The organism is Paenibacillus litoralis (assembly GCF_046244365.1).
Lineage (GTDB): Bacteria > Bacillota > Bacilli > Paenibacillales > NBRC-103111 > Paenibacillus_V.
Map to the genome: position 1 here is coordinate 8,594,834 of NZ_CP176395.1, position 16,996 is coordinate 8,611,829.

The following is a 16,996-nucleotide window of genomic DNA, read 5'->3' on the forward strand; positions in this document are numbered from 1 at the left end:
CCGTAGTCACGCCGTAAGGCATGACCGAAACAATGACCTTTCCCACTACGTGACATGACTTTCGAGGCGTACACTGAAAAGGCGTGGAAAAGAGGTGGCAGTCGCAATGGCGCAGGAAGTCGTAGCGCAATGGTTGGTCGAATTCGGTTATCCTTGTTTGTTTTTGCTTCAGGCGCTCGGCGTTGTCGGGCTGCCGGTACCTGACGAATTGCTCATGGCGTTTGCCGGCTACTTGGCATATAAAGAACAGTTATCCTATTTCGCGGTCGCTCTGACCGCTTTCTTGGGCAGTATGTGCGGAACGTCGATCAGCTACTGGATCGGCGCCAAATGCGGTCTTCCGCTAATCGAGCGGTGGGGCCGCTTCGTCGGCTTCACGCCGGAACGGCATCGGCGGATGTCGGGCTGGTTCGAGAAAATCGGCAAGCTCGCGATTCCGCTCGGTTATTTCATTCCGGGCGTCCGGCACATGACCGCCTATGCGGCAGGCATGAGCAGGTGGACCTTCCGTCACTTTATTTCCTATGCCCTGCCAGGAGCTATAGGCTGGGTTTTATTATTTACGGGTCTAGGCTACGTTCTCGGAGACCGGTGGAGCCGGATTTTCCTGCATTTGAACAGGAATGTGATCCTGATCGCCGCAGCGATGCTGACGGCGGGACTGGCATGGTTTCTCGTCCGCCGGTATATGGCGGCTAAATCCGAAAGAGGGGAACATTGACATGGAGATGATTACGCATTGGTTCGAGCAGTACGGCTACGGCGTTCTTTTCTTCGGACTGCTCTTGGAGTATATCGCGCTGCCCTTTCCCGGCGAGCTGGTAATGGGGTATTCCGGTTTCCTTGTCTACAACGGACAAATGAGCCTGATCCTCAGTCTGGCGCTCGCCTGGCTCGGCACTTCGCTGGGGATGACCGTAACTTATGTAATCGGTCATAAGCTCGGCTATCCTTTTTTCGAGAAATACGGCCACCGCTTTCTATTAAGTCCCCGGAAGCTGGAAAAGACGTCGAAATGGTTCGAGAAATACGGCAGCAAGCTGCTGTTTTTCGCATTCTTCATTCCCGGCGTCCGGCATTTTACCGGATATTTATCCGGCGTTCTGAACATTAAATTCCGTACCTTCGCTCTATACTGCTATACCGGCGCATTGTTCTGGGTGGTCGTCTTCGTAGGGGGCGGCGCGATGCTCGGAACCAAGTGGGAGCTTATCCACGATTGGGCGGCAAAATATGCCGTGGCCATCATCATCGCGTTGATCGCCCTTGCCGCCGCATGGCTGCTCTATCGGCTGCTCACTCTTCGCGACAACCGGATCGTGCGCATCATCCGCCAGCGGAGCCACTGGTTCGTGCATACGAAGGCCGGCGTGCGCATGCTGATTTCGCTTGTGGCCCTCACCTCGATCCTCCTGTCGTCGATCGTCATTTTGCTGCTGGAATTTCCGAAGCCCTGACCTTCCCCCTATAGCGTACCCATCAGAGACAGTACCCATGGCACGGCGATCAGAGCGGCGACCGCAGCCACGATCATGGAAACGCTCGAGATTGCCCCGGACACGGAGCCGATCTCGAACGCCTTCGACGTCCCGGCACCATGCGCGCTCGTGCCGAGCAGCACCCCTTTGGCTACGTCGCTCCGGATATGGCACAGCCGGATGACAAGCGGGCCGATCATAGCCCCAAGCAAGCCCGTCATCATGACGAACACGGCCGTCATCGCCGGAATGCCGCCGATCGTTTGCGACACGTCCATCGCAATAGGCGTCGTTACGGAACGCGGAACGAGGCTGTAAGCAAGCGGCGTTTCCAGATGAAGCAGATCCGCCAGCCAAACGCCGGAAACGATTGCCGCCGCCGACCCCGCAAGCACTCCGGCCACAATCTCTCCAGCGTGCTTCCGAAGCAGAGCCGAATGCTTAATTAATGGCACGGCAAACGCAATGGTCGCCGGCTGAAGCATATCCGACAAGAAGTGAGCGCCGGATGCGTAGGATTCGTAAGACGTTCGCGTCCAGAGCAAAACCGCGACAAGCAGCGCCGGCGTTATGATCAGCGGCGAAAACAGCAGGATCGGCTTAGCGAGGTATAGCCTTTTGGCCATCATATAGATCGCTATCGTTGCCGCAAAAGCCAAACATGCGGTCATCATCGGCTGTTCCCTCCCCTTCGATTGGCCATCCGCTCCGCGACCGCTCCCGTACAAACCATAACAATCACCGTCCCGAGGACGATCACCAGCAAAATACGCAACCCCTCATGCAGCAGCAGGCTGCGGTACGCGATCAAGCCGACGGAAGGCGGGATGAAAAAGAGCAGCAGCTCCGCAAGCAGCCAAGCTGCACCCGACTCGATCCAGGATAGTTGTACGACTTTGGTCTCGAGCAGCGCATAAAGGACGATCATGCCGAGTATGCTTCCGGGAAGCGGTAGATGCAGCAGAGCGGACAACTTGTTCATCAGTATCGAGAACAGCATGAGTAGCACGACCTGCGGCACGGTTTTCCACCCGAATTTCACGGCAATCCACTCCCCCTTCTGCTCTACGGCGCATCCTGAAGCCTGAACCTTCAATAAACCAAAGTGTATATGATACAATTCAATAGGTAAAATACATAAATTGAATGTTGTTCATTCCAATTGTCTATGCATCGGGGGCCAACGAGATGGATATCCGCCATTTGCAATATTTCGTAGAGGTGGCTAGGCATAGAAGCTTTACGAAAGCAGCGCAGTCGCTATACGTCACCCAGCCAACGATCAGCAAAATGATCCGCAATCTCGAAGAGGAGATGGGGATCGTGCTGTTCGAGCGTATCGGCAAGCAGGTGGCGTTGACCGATGCCGGCAGCATGCTTCTCCCGGAGGCGCAAGCGATGGTAGCCTCGTTCGGGCAGATGACGTCTCATATGGACGATCTGACGGGGTTCCGTAAAGGCCGCATCCGTATCGGCCTTCCGCCGATGGTCGGCGCCAGCTTTTTCCCGAGCGTGCTCGGGCAATTCCGCAGCCGCTACCCGGGGATTGCGCTGCAGCTGTACGAATACGGCGCCAAAAAAGTGGAAGCCGACGTCGAGTCGGGCGAGCTTGATATCGGCGTCGTGCTGCTGCCGACCCATGAAGACATCTTCGATTATTATCCGATCGCCAAGCAGAAGCTGATGCTCGTCGTTCATCCTTCGCACCCGCTGGCAGAGCGGCAGCAGGCCTCTTTGCGCGAGTTAAAGGACGAGCCGTTCCTGCTTTTCAGCGAGGATTTCGCCCTGCATGACCGCATTATCGCCGAGTGCGAGCGGTCCGGCTACGAGCCGAACGTGCTGTACAAAAGCTCCCAGTGGGACTTTATCGGCGAAATGGCGGCCGTCGGCCTCGGCATCGCCCTGCTACCGGAGCTCATATGCGCCGAGCTCAATCCTGCAAGGATCCGGATCGTCCCGCTCGCCGATCCGGTCATCCCTTGGCATCCGGCCATGATCTGGCGCAAAGACCGCTACGTCCCGCTTGCCGCGCGCGAGTGGATCCGGTTTACGCAGACGGTGCTTCAAGCAGACTGAGCCGTACTGGGAGTGCTCGTGCTGGGAGTGCCGGGAGTGCCGGTATCTCGGGGCAGGGCCTCGATTCGGCTGTTCACGGCGGGCTGGTGAGCTGCGTGCGGCCAGTCACGGTGCGGGGCGGCGGGTTGCGGAAGGCAATCGCGGTGCGGTGCAGCGGGTTGCAGGGCCAGTCACGGCGGGGCGCCCAATGGGCTCGGCAGTCACGGCGATCTCCAACGCCGATATAGACGACGCTAGAGACTCCTATTTCGTTCCATTCCCCCGTTTTCCTCCGTTTAGACGACGCTGGAGACTCCTATTTCGTTGCCATCTCCCCAGATCGCGGTTAACGCGTCGATTAGACGACTCTGAAGACTCCTATTTCGTTCCATTCCCCCGTTTTCCGCCGTTTAGACGACGTCAAAGGCTTCTATTTCGTTCCCGCCTACCCGGATCGGCGGAATGCCCTGTCTTCTCCTGTTCCCCGACTCTCGCCTGCTCTGCGCGACCCTTTCGACTTAGCGAGAGACGAACGCCGGAACCCCCTCGACTTTTCGTTTATACACCAAAAAAACGCAAGCAGGTGACGTCATCGTCTCCTACTTGCGTCAATTACACGGCGCTTCGCACGCCGTTTTCTTTGTCGCCCTTTTCCTGCCCAGCTTGACTCACAGGCTCTTCTCCTGCCAATTTCCGCTTGTCTCTCGAACCCTGATCCGAGCCAAGGCTCTCCTTCGCACTCGGGCCCTGCTCTCTGCCAAAGTCCTTCTTCGCGCTCGGACTCTTCTCCCTGCCAATTCCCGTACGACTCTCGGACTCTTCGTCCCCTATGACACGCCAGCCCCTGCTCCCTGCCCAAAAGCCGGGAGCAGACCCGCGCTGCAAGCGAGCACCCTAGCCAACCTCTTGCCGCAAGCCGCCGCCCGTAAACTGGCTGTTGTACAGGTCGGCGTAGAAGCCGCCCTTCGCCAACAGTTCTTCGTGCGTCCCCTTCTCGATGACGGTGCCGTGATTCATGACGAGTATGAGATCGGCGTCGCGGATCGTCGAGAGCCGGTGCGCGATGACGAAGCTCGTTCTGCCCTGCATCATATCGTTCATCGCCTTCTGGATGTATATTTCCGTCCGCGTATCGACGCTGCTCGTCGCTTCGTCGAGAATGAGGATAGCCGGATCGGCCAGAATCGCGCGAGCGATCGTCAGCAGCTGCTTTTGCCCCTGCGAGATGTTGGATGCCTCCTCGTTCAGCACCGTGTCGTACCCTTCCGGCAGCGTCCGGATAAAATGATCGGCATGGGCCGCTTTGGCCGCCTGCACGATGTCTTCTTCCGTCGCGTCTGTTCGGCCGTAGCCGATGTTGTCGCGGATCGTGCCGTTGAACAACCACGTATCCTGCAGCACCATGCCGAACAAGCTGCGCAGATTGCCGCGCTTCATGTCCCGGATATCGACGCCGTCGATTGTGATGCTGCCTCCGCCGATTTCGTAGAAGCGCATCAGCAGGTTGATCAGCGTCGTTTTGCCCGCTCCGGTCGGGCCTACGATGGCGATCGTTTGACCCGGCTGCACGTCGATGTTCATAGCTTCGATCAGCATGGCATCCTCCTTGTACCCGAACCGGACGTCGCGGAAACGGACCTCGCCCTTCGGCGACTTGAGCGTCTTCGCTTCCTTGGCCTCCGTTACCTCTTCCTTCTCGTCCAACAGCTCGAACACCCGCTCCGCGGAGGCTAGCGTCGACTGAATGATATTGGCGATGTTGGCCGTTTGGGTAATCGGCATCGAGAACTGCCGCGCATACTGGATGAACGCTTGAATGTCCCCGATATCGATCGCCTTCTTCGTCACCAGCAAGCCCCCGACCACGCAAATGAGCACATAGCCGATATTATTGATAAAGCCCATCAGCGGCATAATAATACCGGAAATATACTGCGCCCTCCAGCTGGAATGATACAGCTCCTCGTTAATGCCGTTGAAGGTGTCGACCGATTTCTGCTCATGACCGAACGCTTTAACGATCTTGTGGCCGGTGTACATTTCCTCGACATGCCCGTTAAGCCGCCCCAGATGCTTCTGCTGCCCCATAAAATGCTTCTGCGACCGCTTCGCGATCGCCTTGATGACGAGAAAGCTAAGCGGCAGCGTGAGGATGAGAATAAGCGTCATCAGCGGGCTAATGGTCAGCATCATGACGATGACGCCGATGAGGGTTACCACGGATGTGATGAGCTGGGTTAAGCTCTGCTGAAGCGTGCTGCCGATATTGTCGACGTCGTTTACCGCCCGGCTTAAGATTTCCCCGTGCGTTCGGGAATCGAAATACGAGAGCGGCAAACGGGCGATTTTAGCGTTCACTTCCTTGCGCAAATCATAAACCGTCCGCTGCGCGACGCCGGCCATCAAATATTGCTGCACATAGCCGAACAGCGCGCTCAAAATATACAACCCGCCCAAGAACAAAACGATTTGCCATATATAGCTGAAGTCGATCTCCGCCCCCGGCACCCCTTGAGCCTTCGCCATAATGCCTTCGAACAGCTTGGTTGTGGCCTTTCCCATAATCTTAGGGCTGAGGATAACGAACACCGTGCTTAGAATAGCCGTCAAAAATACGGCAAACAGCTGATAGCGATGCGGCTTCAAATACCCGATCAGCCGCTTGAGCGAGCCCTTGAAGTCTTTGGCCTTCTGTCCCGGCATGCCCATGGCCATACCTCCCGGTCCCCGCCCGAAAGGCATTCCCGGCATAGGCCCTCCTCGGCCCGGTCCATCTTCTTGTTTCGGCCCTTTGCGATGTTCGCTCATGCGATTTCCTCCTCTGACAGCTGGGAATAGACGATTTCCCGGTATACGCCGCAGCCTTCCATCAGCTCCCGGTGGGTGCCGATACCTGCGATCTGTCCTTCGTCCAGCACGATGATCCGGTCCGCACCCATTACCGTGCTGACGCGCTGAGCGACGATGAGCACGGTTGAGTCCAAAGTCTCCGCCTTAAGGGCCGCGCGCAGTTTCGCGTCCGTCTTGAAATCGAGCGCCGAGAAGCTGTCGTCAAACAAATAAATTTCCGGCCTTCTGACCAAAGCCCGCGCAATGGAAAGCCGCTGCTTCTGTCCGCCCGACACGTTCGCGCCCCCTTGGGCGATGGCAGAATCGAACCCTTCCTTCATTTCCCCGATAAACTCGGACGCTTGAGCGACGGCCGCCGCGTGACGCACCTCCTCATCGGTAGCATCCTCTTTGCCGTACCTAATGTTGTCTGTAATCGTACCGGTGAACAAAACCGCCTTCTGCGGAACGAGTCCGATTTTGCTCCGAAGATGCTCCTGCGACAGTTCCCGCACATCCACCCCGTCAATCAAGATGGAACCGCCGTTCACATCGTAAAATCGCGGAATGAGGCTGATCAGCGTCGACTTGCCCGAGCCGGTGCCGCCGATAATCGCCGTAGTCTCGCCGGGGTTCGCGCTGAACGTAATGCCCGATATGGCCGGCGCTTCCGCTCCCGGATAGCTGAACGTTACGTCGCGAAACTCGATGTAGCCTTTCTTCCCGTCGGCCCGCTTAGCCTGCTTGGGATCCTTGATGTCCGGCGCCATGTTCAGCACCTCGTTGATCCGGACTGCAGACGCGGAGGCCCGCGGCACCATAACGAACATCATCGACACCATGATGAGCGAGAACATGATCTGCATCGCATACTGGAGGAAGGCCATCAAATCCCCAACCTGCATATGCTCGCCGCTAATGCGCAGACCGCCGTACCAGATGATCGCGATCGAAGCGAAGTTCATAATCAGCATCATCAAGGGCATCAAGGTGCCCATGATTTTATTTACCTTGATCGCCGTATCCGTCAAGTCGGCGTTCGCTTCGTCGAACCGTTTCTTCTCATGATCGATCCGGTTGAATGACCGGATAACACGGATGCCGGTAAGCGCTTCGCGAAGCACAAGATTCAGCTTATCGAGCTTTACCTGCATGATTTTGAACAAGGGAACGCCCTTCAGCGCCACCCCGACGATCGCAGCAACAAGCACGGGAATGACGACAACGAGAACCAGCGACAGCTTGGCGTCCTTCGAGACGGCCATAATAATGCCGCCAATGCACATCATCGGTGCCATGACCATCATCCGCAGCATCATCACGAGCACCTGCTGCACCTGCGTCACGTCGTTCGTCGTCCTGGTGATGAGCGAGGCCGTTCCGATTTTATCGAATTCCTGCAGCGAAAAATGCTCGACGTGCGTGAATATTTTGTTGCGGACGATTTTGCCGAAGCCGGCGGAAACTTTCGACGAAACATAGCTGGCCAAAACCGAAAAGACCGTACCTGCGGCAGCGACAAGCAGCATAAAACCGCCGATTTTCCAAATGTACGGCAGGTCTTCTTTAATAACCCCCGTATCCACGATGTCCGCCATTAGCGTGGGCAAATACAGCTCCGACAGCGATTGGAGCAAAACTAGCCCCAACACTAACGCCACCGCCCACCGGTACGGCTTTAAAAACCGGAAAAGCTTTATCAAGCGCGATCAACTCCATTCGTATTGTCATGCTCTATCAGCTACTATAACCGACTTTTTTAAACGGAATGTAAACGGAGCCGTTCAGGCTCCATCAAGTTGTTCCACGTGGAGCAACTGCGCTTTTCTACCTTCAGCTTGTACTCGCATTCCTCTCCTACCATTGGTGCCCTCCGCTTCAATTGACAATGATTATCATTATTCATTAAAATGGTAGCATTCATCCTTTTTCTAGTAGGAGCGCTGACCATGTATATCGAAATGCTGACCATTATCGTCAAAGAAGGGTTTTCCGGTACCGTAGCAAGCCGTTTCAGCCAAGAAGCCGCCGTGGAAAAGGCTCCGGGCTTCGTCGACCTGAGCGTTCTCGTGAAGAAAGCAAGAAAAGGCGAAGAAGAGATCGTCGTCATGATCCGCTGGGAGTCCGAGGAACGCTGGAAGGAATGGGAGCTAAGCGAGCCGCATCTCGAAGGCCACCGAAAAGAACGCGAGCACGGTAAGCCGGACTTCGTGCTTAGCTCTAAAAGCAGCGTCTACGAAGTCAAAGCCGTTAAGCTGCCTTAAACGATACCGGACGCGGCTAAGGCGTCTATGGCAACCTCGTACCACATAACAGGCTTCATAGCCGTAAGCCATAACTTCCGCCGCATAACAGCCAAAGAAGAACGAATAAAGCCTCCACCGCCTTGTTAGCGGATTGGAGGCTTCGTTTTGCGGAAGCGGGGTTTGGACTAAACGTGCGGGATAATCGGCAACACAGGCATGACGCCTGTTTCTGTCTTAAATAACAGACTCTCGAGGAGTTATACGAACGATCGAGCGGCAATGAGCATTAGCGGATTAGGAGGCACTTATCCGAAAACATGTCCCGCACATAGGCTGGAACGATTCGAATAACGCCTCCTATAATCCGCCGAGCTCGCAATTCTTTCGGCAGCCGTTTCATTATACCGCCCCCAAAATCCGTTTATTTTACCTTTTGGGTTGAAGATGCCTCTGCCCCGTGCCGCACGTATATATTGCCTTCCCGATCAATGATCGATCCCTGTGCGAAATCCCGGCTGGGCCGGTCATAACGGGCATTCAGGATCACTCCTCCCCCCTTTACGAGCAAGCATTTTTCGTCCGATGTGTGAAAGTCCCTGCTATCCGTGTACAATAGAGGGGAAGAGACTTCCGGCCATACCGGAGACGAAAGCTTGAGGTGGACGAGTTGGACCAGGAGCCGCAAACCGCTCCGCAGGAACGGGCAATCGACGAAACCAATCATAAACGATGCGTGCTGTGCCAAGAGCTCAAGCCGCTTTCCCATTATTTGCGCAGAACGGGCAGACGGTCGGGCAAGCTGTCCCGCCGGGGGACATGCCGGTCATGCCGCAAAGGAACCGGGCAGACGGCAGCTTTACCTGACCGCGAACCATCCGACGCCATTCCCGCTGCAGCTCCGGCCCAGGCCCTGCCGCTGGAAATCGCGCTGGATACCGCTCCCCCAGGGCCGCCCAAAATCCGGATCAAGCGGCCGCTGCCTGCACCCCCGCCAAAGCCGGAAGGTCCCGACGCCTCCGTCCTCCGCTTAACCCGCAATGGTATTATCCGAATGCGGGGCAGAACGGACAAAGGCCGCGGCTGGCAGCAGGAAACGGATTTGGAAACAGCCGTGACGCTCGTAAGGGAGCATGCCGCCGTCGTCGTCAATCCGCATACGATTCGCCGTATATACAGCAATAAGAAATTCCGGCGGTACATTTTGAACCGGGACCAGTACACCTGCCATTTTTGCGGAGAATACGGCGATACGATCGACCATATTTTGCCTCGCGCCAAAGGCGGCCATACGACTCCCGTCAATTGCGTCTGTGCCTGCAACGAGTGCAACCAGAGCAAAGCGGACCGCAGCCTCGACGAATTTATGGGATCGGACGAGTAATGTTCGACCGCCGTCTTCGCCCGCAGGCCGCGGAAATAATCCCGGCGGTCTACTGCGCGCCTGAATTAAGTCCGAATCTTCGGTTGCTTCATATTGTCGTTCGAGTTGACGATATTGGGCAGCATTTTGGTACCGCTGACCATCGGCGTGTGGCATTGCGGGCAATTTGGGATTTGCTTGAAAGAAAAATTATCCCGCATCCACATGTTGCAGCCATCGTTCGAGCATAACCATACGGCTGTACTTTCCTCGGGAACGATCTCAGTTGATTTTTTGCGATAGTACACAAGTAACGCCTCCTTGGATTCCATCAAGCCTAAACGGCTTGCCTTCCGTAGCCATGAATGACCCGCAAAATGACGTTTGCCGTGAAGCCCGTTCGGAGTATGTTGCCGATTCCCGAAACGGATGCCTGCAAAAAAGAAAACTGCCCTCAACTCACGTTAAGGGCAGTTCTTTTATAAAGCTGAAGCTTACAGCTTTACAACGTTCTCGGCTTGTGGTCCACGGTTGCCTTGAACTACGTTGAATTCAACGCGTTGGCCTTCGTCCAGCGATTTGAAGCCGTCGCCTACGATTGCGCTGAAGTGAACGAATACGTCGTTTCCGCCTTCAACTTCGATAAAGCCAAATCCTTTTTCTGCGTTAAACCATTTTACTGTACCTGTTTGCATGGTATTACCTCCAAAGTTTAAATGTAACATGTTGAGCTTTTTATTCTTCAAGAAAAATAAAAATTCACATATTGGAAAAGGTTCCATCGTTCTAATGATAACCCTTTACATTATGTGAATTAGGTTACGATTATTTTTATTCGATTTAAATATAACATACGTATTTTCAAAAAGCAAGCGTTCTCCGATTAATTCTTTTGACCTATGCGGCCACACGGCCGGGTAAGAACGAATCAAAAACCTTCTGTTATTGTATCCGCAGTCGAGCCCTCCTATACCCTGCTTCTCCAAATAAATGTTTCGTTCTGCCGCGTCTGCGGCAGAACGTCGATTATTATGAATAGAGCAAGCTTCTACACCTGCAGATCGCCGTCGTAGGAAGCGATCGCCTTATACAAATCAGGGCGCCGGTCGCGGAAAATGCCCCATTCGATCCGCTGCTTCTCCAGCAGATCCAGGTCGAATTCGGCGACGAGCACCGTCTCGTCCCCGCGTCCCGCCTCGGCTACCTTATTGCCCTGAGGTCCGGCAATGAACGACGAGCCGTAGAAGGTAATGCTGGAGTCTTCGTCCTCTTCCACGCCAACGCGATTCGAGGCGATGACGGGCATCAAGTTCGATGCGGCATGACCGAGCATGCACATCTGCCAGTGATCCTTCGAATCGATCGAACCGTCCTGCGGCTCCGAGCCGATCGCCGTCGGGTAGAACAGCAGCTCGGCACCCATGAGCGCCATACAGCGCGCGGCTTCCGGGTACCATTGATCCCAGCATACGCCTACGCCGATTTTGCCATAGCGGGTGTTCCATACTTTGAAGCCGGTATCGCCCGGATTGAAATAGAACTTCTCCTCGTAGCCCGGTCCGTCGGGAATATGGCTTTTACGGTATTTCCCAAGCACTTCTCCGTTCGCATCGATAACCGCAAGCGAATTGTACCGGGCGTAATTTTTTTTCTCGTAGAAGCTGATCGGCAGTACGACCTGGAGCTCCTTGGCGACTTTACGGAAATGGTTCACCGCTTTATTATGCTCCAATTCCGTCGCATATACATAGTAATCGGATTTTTCCTTCTGACAAAAATACGGCGTTTCGAACAGCTCCTGCAGCTGGATAATTTGCGCGCCTTGCGCAGCCGCCTTGCGGACTAACGCGTCGGCTTTGCTTATATTCTCATCGATGTTGGCCGAGCAGCTCATCTGCGTCGCCGCCACTTTTACATTACGCAATGTTGTCCCCTCTTTTCCGTATTAATTGCCTGCAGCCATCTGCTGCGTCGTGCAGTGTACGTTGCCGCCCTCGCGGATGATCGCCATCCCGTCCACCGTACGGATCCGTCTGCCCGGAAACGCTTCGCTAAGCACCTTCTCGGCTAACCGGTCGGTTTCCTCCGCCGGACCCCCGAACACCGGTAAAATGATCCCGTCGTTCACGAAATAAAAATTCAAATAGCTCAGCGTCAGCCGGTTGTCCTCGTAGCTGGCATACGGCGGCTGCTGGATCGGAATGACTTCAAGTTTGCGGCCCTGCGCGTCCGTCGCCTCGTTCAAAATGCGAAGGTTCTCCTGCGTGATCGCATAGTTGTCGTCTTCCGGATCGTCGCAAACCTGCATGATGACCTTCCCGGGAGCCGCGAAGCAGGCAATGTTGTCCACATGGCCGTCCGTCTCGTCGCCGCTCAAGCCTTTGTTCAGCCAGATGACTTTGCTTATATTCAGGTAGGTCTTCAGATGCTCTTCGATCTGCTCTCTCGTCATCTCCGGATTCCGGTTCGGGTTGAGCAAGCATTCCTCGGTCGTAAGCAGCGTCCCTTCGCCGTCAACGTGCAGCGATCCGCCCTCCATGACCAAAGGCGCGTCAAAACGCTTTATGCCGTACCGCTCCAAAATCTGCGGCGCCACCTGATCGTCCAGATCCCATGGGGCATACTTGCCTCCCCACGCGTTGAAACGCCAGTTCACGCCCGCTACGTCGCCCGCTTCGTTCACCACGAACGTCGGACCGTTGTCGCGGAACCACGCATCGTTGTGAGGAATCGGGAGAAGCTCCACATTCGGGGCGTCCACCAGCGCCTTCACCCGGTCGATATCTTCGGGGTTGACGATGACCGTTACCGGCTCGAACTCGGCGATGGCGAGAGCGATTTGAGCATAGCCTTGCGAAACGGCTTCATAGTCGTCCGGATAAACCATCGACGCTTGTACCGGCCACGAAATGAACGTGCGTGTATGTTTGGCCCACTCAGGGGGCATGGAATAGTTCAACTCTTTAGGATTCATGGCATTCCTCTCGCTTTATGTTATGATTTGGCGCGGCCGTTATCCGTAAGCCGGATCGCGTTCTCCGCACTGCTCTTGCAAACGGGTATAGGCACGGCGCACAGCGGCAATCCGGCGTTCCCCTTTGAAATTCCTCTATCATCATATACCAAAACGGCACGGGCCTCAATCGCCCCGCCCCTCTTTGCCTACTGCGGCCGATCCCGCTCAGTAAGGTTTGCCGAAGGCTCGTCCGCGACATGCCCCGATCTTGTAAAACGTGCCTCGATCTGCTTGCTGATCAAAAGCGAAATGCCGATGAACAGCACCACATAGACGATCTCGACAGGATTCCGGATAAACCGCTCCAGATCGTGCCCGATATAAGAGACCGAGAAGACCATAATCGCTTTGCCGAACAAGACGGCGATCAGAAACGAACGAATCCGCATGCGCGCAACCCCGGCAGCCATGTTGATGACAACGAACGGCCCCACGGGAAAAATGCTGAGCAGAAACACGTAGCTGAACGCATTCCGGCGCACCCATGTCATGCTCTTCTTTACTTTGGGCTTCTGCGCCCAGCGCTCCAGATAAGGATGTCCGGCAATTTTCCTGACGATCAGGAACGTGGCCATGCAGCCGGCAACCATGCCGATCCAAGAATATAAGAAACCGAGCCATAAGCCGTACACGGCTGCGTTAACCCCGACGATAACGATCGTGGGCAGCGGCGGCACGAACGATTTCATAAAGGTGAGCAAAATGCCGGGGAACGGCCCCAACGACCGGTACTGTTCCAATAATTCCCTAAGCCTTTCTTCCGTTAAGGAAGACAATAAATCGGTCACGCTCATAATGCTCATTTCACCTGCTTAAGCTTAAGGTTGAGTGGATCATTCTCGTACAAGAATACCACATTCGGCGGCAAGAATCAGCAGGTTCCCTTTCCAATCGGGCTCATTTGCAAGCAGAAAGGTTTGAGAAAACAGCCGATTTATGTTATAATTACGTTATTATGAGTGGAATTGGAGGTGAAAGTCCATGATATCTCAAATTATCTCTTATTTTCGTTATTTATCTACGATTTTAATTGCCGTACTGATGGTATTCACGATGCCTACCCCAAGCTTGGAGTCGCAGGTTGGCAGCGAAACGGCCCGCACCGCGTTTGCGCAAGGAATGGAATCCAACGTCAAATGGCTTGTCCGCAAGCAAGGTTCCGCTTCCGAAGGTATCCGTCTGGCCATGCTTTTATCCGCTTCCTTGCTTCTTTTCCTTTCCTGGAAAGCCGCTTCTTTACGTATTTTGCCCGCCACCCGCATCGCCTTTTGTCCTCTGATCGCCCGCCGCTTGACCCGTTTGCGATTGTCGCCCATCAAATTTACGTCCCTCTATGTGTAGTTTCCGCGTTACCCTCCGACTAAATCTTGCTATCCGTCTGCTTATTTATGAAAACAAACAAGGTTACATGCCATCGGCATCTTGATGCCTGACGTTTGTCCAGCAATGAAACAACCAGCGAAGGATGATATCCTTTCCCGCATTTTCAAAAAAACGCCGCGTTTCTCCGGTTTCTTTGTGTTGACCGTATTTCATTACTCGTACCGTTCGTTCACCATACTCCGAAAGCTTGCCTTCAAAAAACGGCATGCCGCGGATCTGTTTGCCGCTGCCTATTTTAGAAAATCAATTGCTTATTTTCATGAAAGCAAGCTGCTAGGAGGGAATACGGGGACATGATTGCGAATCGGGGGAGCGCTCGCAAGAGGAGGCAACCAGATGAACATTCGCGAAACCGATCTGCCCGGCATTGGCCGAAAGTTTCAGATGACCACGCGTGCCGGAGATAAACTGGTCCTGATCGTCCATGATGATGGACGCCGGGAGTGCTACCATTTCGATCAGGACGACCAGGACGAGATGATTTCCATGATTACGCTCGATGACGACGAGGCTAGGCTTGTCGCCGGTATTATCGGCGGTATGGCTTATAAACCGAAGGCTCTGGAAACGATTGAGGTCGTGCTCGACGAGCTTGTCATCGAATGGTACCGGATCGAAGAAGGCACGTTCTTCGTCGGCAAGACCATCGGGGAGCTCGACGTACGAGGACGTACGGGAGCCACGATCATCGCCGTAGCGGAGAAGCGCCAGAACCAAATCAATCCCGGTCCGACTACCACGCTCGCCGCCGAAACGACGCTGATCGTCGCAGGAGACAGACGGCAGCAGAAAGCGTTCAAACACCTTCTCATGAACGGAGGCGGGTAATATGAACGACCTCGTTTTTGAGATCGGTCTGGCGATCGCTCTTCTTGCGCTCGCCGGCCTCCTGTCGGCTAAGCTCCGCTTCTCGGTTATCCCGTTCTATATTCTGATCGGCATGGCTGTAGGGCCGCATTCGATCGCGTGGGGACACTTCGACTTGCGGTTCATCGAAAGCGCCCCATTCATCGAATTTCTAGGCCGGATCGGCATCCTGTTTCTGCTGTTCTATTTGGGCTTGGAGTTTTCCGTCGGGCGGCTGGTCAAATCGGGCCGTTCGATCGCCATCGGCGGAACGATCTATATTCTGATCAACTTTACGCTCGGCTTGCTGTTCGGCTGGCTCGCAGGCCTTCCACTGCTGGAAGTGCTAATCGTAGCCGGTATTACGACGATCTCCTCAAGCGCCATCGTTGCGAAGGTGCTCGTGGATTTGAAACGGACGGCCAATCCCGAAACGGAAATGATTCTCGGCATCATCATGTTCGAGGACGTGTTCCTGGCCATCTATATCTCCATCGTTTCCGGCCTGGTGCTCAGCGGCTCGTCTTCGCTCGGAGGCGTATTGTTATCCGCGCTTGTCGCGCTAGGGTTCATGCTGCTTGTACTGGTCGTAGGCCGCAAGTGCGTGCCCCTGCTCAACCGCATGCTGAATATCCGGTCGAATGAGCTGTTCCTGCTCGTCATTTTCGCCTTGCTCTTCACGATCGCGGGCTTCTCCGAAACGATCCACGTAGCGGAAGCGATCGGAGCGCTGCTCGTCGGCCTGGTGCTGGCGGAGACGGCCCATATGAAACGAATCGAGCATCTCATTTTGCCGTTTCGCGATTTTTTCGGAGCCGTCTTCTTCTTCAGCTTCGGTCTTACGATCGATCCGCTCTCCCTCGGAGGTGCGGTATGGCTGTCCTTGGGAGCGGTCGTGCTTACGCTGATCGGCAATTTCGCCGCAGGCATGTGGGCGGGACGCAGCGCCGGCCTCTCTCCGAAAGCGTCTGTAAATATCGGCATGACGATCGTGTCTCGCGGCGAATTTTCGATCATCATGGCCAATTTGGCCAAAGCCGGCGGCCTGCTGCCGCTCATTCAGCCTTTTGCCGCGCTGTATGTACTCATACTGGCGATTCTCGGACCGCTGCTGACGAAGGAAACGAAGCTGATCTATCGACTTTTCGATCCCTTGTTCAAATTTTCCCGTTCCACCCGAGGCGAGCCGAACGCTAAAGAAGCGGCCCCGGAAAGCTAAGCCGTTACTATCAGTCGCATCATGGTGCTTCTAAACCAACCGGTGAGGAGGAAACACGAATGAGACCATTATTGGAAACGGCCTGGCCCCCGAGTGCACGGCCGTATACACAGCGCCCCGCCGTCATTAGGCGTCTTCCGGAGGCAGCCGCAAACCGGATCGAAGTGATGCGTTCGGCTATCGCCTTCGCCATTTTGCTGGTCATCATGTTCTTGGAGATCAATCTGATGCCGCACAGAACGACTTTAACCCGGGTGATGCGAATTCGCAGCTGCCTTGGCGACGAAATCGGCGAGACCCTCAGGCAGGCTACCGGAAGAGATCCGACTACGCTTGCACGAAGGGAGAACGGAGACGGGACGATCGTTCATACGATGCAAATGACCATTTACCGTCTGGAGGAACAATCGTTGAAGGATGCGGTCTACGCCGTCGACCCGGAAGCCGTCATCGACGTACTGCCGCTATATCTCGTATGGGGCGACCGACGGCCGACGGACCGGCGCCGGTAATTCGCCCCCTTGCGCAGTAAGCCCCAACCGCGATCCGCAATACCGCTCAGGA

The 16,996-nt window shown here is 55.1% G+C and carries 18 protein-coding genes; 9 read left to right on the forward strand and 9 right to left on the reverse strand.

The features are described from left to right. The first annotated feature begins 106 nt into the window (after positions 1–106). Positions 107–721 carry a DedA family protein gene (locus ACKGJP_RS36280; RefSeq protein ID WP_409343551.1) on the forward strand — a complete coding sequence of 205 codons (615 nt, stop codon included), beginning with the start codon at positions 107–109 and terminating at the stop codon, positions 719–721. A 1-nt stretch (position 722) separates the two neighbouring features. Further along, complete coding sequence (locus tag ACKGJP_RS36285; protein WP_409343552.1) at positions 723–1,457, forward strand: DedA family protein; 735 nt, start codon at positions 723–725, stop codon at positions 1,455–1,457. Positions 1,458–1,465: 8 nt separating this feature from the next. On the opposite strand, the gene ACKGJP_RS36290 is transcribed toward ACKGJP_RS36285, so the two are convergent. Both ACKGJP_RS36290 and ACKGJP_RS36295 read right to left on the reverse strand, forming a co-directional pair. Beyond that, complete coding sequence (locus ACKGJP_RS36290; RefSeq protein ID WP_409347350.1) at positions 1,466–2,149, reverse strand: LrgB family protein; 684 nt, start codon at positions 2,147–2,149, stop codon at positions 1,466–1,468. After that, positions 2,149–2,520 (reverse strand): CidA/LrgA family holin-like protein, encoded by a 372-nt coding sequence (locus ACKGJP_RS36295; RefSeq protein ID WP_409343553.1) that lies wholly within the window; start codon positions 2,518–2,520, stop codon positions 2,149–2,151. The genes ACKGJP_RS36290 and ACKGJP_RS36295 overlap by 1 nt, the downstream gene beginning before the upstream one ends. Before the next feature lie 146 nt (positions 2,521–2,666). Between ACKGJP_RS36295 and ACKGJP_RS36300 the strand changes: the two genes are divergently transcribed. After that, positions 2,667–3,554 carry a LysR substrate-binding domain-containing protein gene (locus tag ACKGJP_RS36300; RefSeq protein ID WP_409343554.1) on the forward strand — a complete coding sequence of 296 codons (888 nt, stop codon included), beginning with the start codon at positions 2,667–2,669 and terminating at the stop codon, positions 3,552–3,554. An 873-nt stretch (positions 3,555–4,427) separates the two neighbouring features. On the opposite strand, the gene ACKGJP_RS36305 is transcribed toward ACKGJP_RS36300, so the two are convergent. Then, positions 4,428–6,341 (reverse strand): ABC transporter ATP-binding protein, encoded by a 1,914-nt coding sequence (locus ACKGJP_RS36305; protein ID WP_409343555.1) that lies wholly within the window; start codon positions 6,339–6,341, stop codon positions 4,428–4,430. Continuing rightward, positions 6,338–8,065 carry an ABC transporter ATP-binding protein gene (locus tag ACKGJP_RS36310; protein ID WP_409343556.1) on the reverse strand — a complete coding sequence of 576 codons (1,728 nt, stop codon included), beginning with the start codon at positions 8,063–8,065 and terminating at the stop codon, positions 6,338–6,340. Before ACKGJP_RS36310 ends, ACKGJP_RS36305 begins: the two co-directional genes overlap by 4 nt. A 246-nt stretch (positions 8,066–8,311) precedes the next feature. Here ACKGJP_RS36310 and ACKGJP_RS36315 point away from each other — a divergent pair, with 246 nt between their 5' ends. Together ACKGJP_RS36315 and ACKGJP_RS36320 are read left to right on the forward strand one after the other, a co-directional pair. Then, positions 8,312–8,626, forward strand: a complete 315-nt coding sequence (locus ACKGJP_RS36315; RefSeq protein WP_409343557.1) for an antibiotic biosynthesis monooxygenase family protein — start codon at positions 8,312–8,314, stop codon at positions 8,624–8,626. A gap of 688 nt (positions 8,627–9,314) precedes the next feature. Continuing rightward, positions 9,315–9,989: an HNH endonuclease gene (locus ACKGJP_RS36320; protein ID WP_409347351.1), complete on the forward strand. Its 675-nt coding sequence runs from the start codon at positions 9,315–9,317 to the stop codon at positions 9,987–9,989. A gap of 65 nt (positions 9,990–10,054) precedes the next feature. Here ACKGJP_RS36320 and ACKGJP_RS36325 read toward each other — a convergent pair whose 3' ends face one another. From ACKGJP_RS36325 to ACKGJP_RS36345, 5 genes are all read right to left on the reverse strand, one after another. Next, positions 10,055–10,276, reverse strand: a complete 222-nt coding sequence (locus ACKGJP_RS36325; RefSeq protein WP_409343558.1) for a cold-shock protein — start codon at positions 10,274–10,276, stop codon at positions 10,055–10,057. Between the two features lie 186 nt (positions 10,277–10,462). Continuing rightward, positions 10,463–10,663: a cold-shock protein gene (locus ACKGJP_RS36330; RefSeq protein WP_040951936.1), complete on the reverse strand. Its 201-nt coding sequence runs from the start codon at positions 10,661–10,663 to the stop codon at positions 10,463–10,465. A gap of 353 nt (positions 10,664–11,016) precedes the next feature. Next, a complete protein-coding gene (gene aguB / locus ACKGJP_RS36335) occupies positions 11,017–11,892 on the reverse strand; it encodes an N-carbamoylputrescine amidase (protein WP_409343559.1) in 876 nt (291 codons plus the stop codon). Positions 11,893–11,913: 21 nt separating this feature from the next. Continuing rightward, positions 11,914–12,942: an agmatine/peptidylarginine deiminase gene (locus ACKGJP_RS36340; protein ID WP_409343560.1), complete on the reverse strand. Its 1,029-nt coding sequence runs from the start codon at positions 12,940–12,942 to the stop codon at positions 11,914–11,916. A 188-nt stretch (positions 12,943–13,130) separates the two neighbouring features. Then, positions 13,131–13,778 carry a TVP38/TMEM64 family protein gene (locus tag ACKGJP_RS36345; protein WP_409343561.1) on the reverse strand — a complete coding sequence of 216 codons (648 nt, stop codon included), beginning with the start codon at positions 13,776–13,778 and terminating at the stop codon, positions 13,131–13,133. A gap of 187 nt (positions 13,779–13,965) precedes the next feature. Here ACKGJP_RS36345 and ACKGJP_RS36350 point away from each other — a divergent pair, with 187 nt between their 5' ends. The 4 genes from ACKGJP_RS36350 (at position 13,966) to ACKGJP_RS36365 (ending at position 16,944) form a co-directional block, all read left to right on the forward strand. After that, on the forward strand, positions 13,966–14,325 hold the full coding sequence (locus tag ACKGJP_RS36350; protein ID WP_409343562.1) for a hypothetical protein: 360 nt from the start codon (positions 13,966–13,968) through the stop codon (positions 14,323–14,325). Between the two features lie 378 nt (positions 14,326–14,703). Further along, the gene (locus ACKGJP_RS36355) at positions 14,704–15,195 is read left to right on the forward strand and encodes a cation:proton antiporter regulatory subunit (protein WP_409343563.1); all 492 of its coding nucleotides are present in this window, start codon (positions 14,704–14,706) and stop codon (positions 15,193–15,195) included. A 1-nt stretch (position 15,196) separates the two neighbouring features. Then, positions 15,197–16,432, forward strand: a complete 1,236-nt coding sequence (locus ACKGJP_RS36360; RefSeq protein ID WP_409343564.1) for a cation:proton antiporter — start codon at positions 15,197–15,199, stop codon at positions 16,430–16,432. Positions 16,433–16,491: 59 nt separating this feature from the next. After that, the gene (locus ACKGJP_RS36365; RefSeq protein ID WP_409343565.1) at positions 16,492–16,944 is read left to right on the forward strand and encodes a hypothetical protein; all 453 of its coding nucleotides are present in this window, start codon (positions 16,492–16,494) and stop codon (positions 16,942–16,944) included. The last annotated feature ends 52 nt before the right edge of the window (positions 16,945–16,996 follow it).

Excerpts from the sequence above, each read along its gene's own strand:
- ACKGJP_RS36350 (WP_409343562.1), top strand. The coding sequence starts at position 13,966 with ATGATATCTCAAATTATCTCTTATTTTCGTTATTTATCTACGATTTTA.
- ACKGJP_RS36345 (WP_409343561.1), bottom strand. The coding sequence starts at position 13,778 with ATGAGCGTGACCGATTTATTGTCTTCCTTAACGGAAGAAAGGCTTAGG.
- ACKGJP_RS36285 (WP_409343552.1), top strand. The coding sequence starts at position 723 with ATGGAGATGATTACGCATTGGTTCGAGCAGTACGGCTACGGCGTTCTT.
- ACKGJP_RS36330 (WP_040951936.1), bottom strand. The coding sequence starts at position 10,663 with ATGCAAACAGGTACAGTAAAATGGTTTAACGCAGAAAAAGGATTTGGC.
- ACKGJP_RS36290 (WP_409347350.1), bottom strand. The coding sequence starts at position 2,149 with ATGACCGCATGTTTGGCTTTTGCGGCAACGATAGCGATCTATATGATG.
- ACKGJP_RS36355 (WP_409343563.1), top strand. The coding sequence starts at position 14,704 with ATGAACATTCGCGAAACCGATCTGCCCGGCATTGGCCGAAAGTTTCAG.
- ACKGJP_RS36315 (WP_409343557.1), top strand. The coding sequence starts at position 8,312 with ATGTATATCGAAATGCTGACCATTATCGTCAAAGAAGGGTTTTCCGGT.
- ACKGJP_RS36280 (WP_409343551.1), top strand. The coding sequence starts at position 107 with ATGGCGCAGGAAGTCGTAGCGCAATGGTTGGTCGAATTCGGTTATCCT.
- ACKGJP_RS36340 (WP_409343560.1), bottom strand. The coding sequence starts at position 12,942 with ATGAATCCTAAAGAGTTGAACTATTCCATGCCCCCTGAGTGGGCCAAA.
- ACKGJP_RS36305 (WP_409343555.1), bottom strand. The coding sequence starts at position 6,341 with ATGAGCGAACATCGCAAAGGGCCGAAACAAGAAGATGGACCGGGCCGA.
- ACKGJP_RS36360 (WP_409343564.1), top strand. The coding sequence starts at position 15,197 with ATGAACGACCTCGTTTTTGAGATCGGTCTGGCGATCGCTCTTCTTGCG.
- ACKGJP_RS36365 (WP_409343565.1), top strand. The coding sequence starts at position 16,492 with ATGAGACCATTATTGGAAACGGCCTGGCCCCCGAGTGCACGGCCGTAT.
- ACKGJP_RS36300 (WP_409343554.1), top strand. The coding sequence starts at position 2,667 with ATGGATATCCGCCATTTGCAATATTTCGTAGAGGTGGCTAGGCATAGA.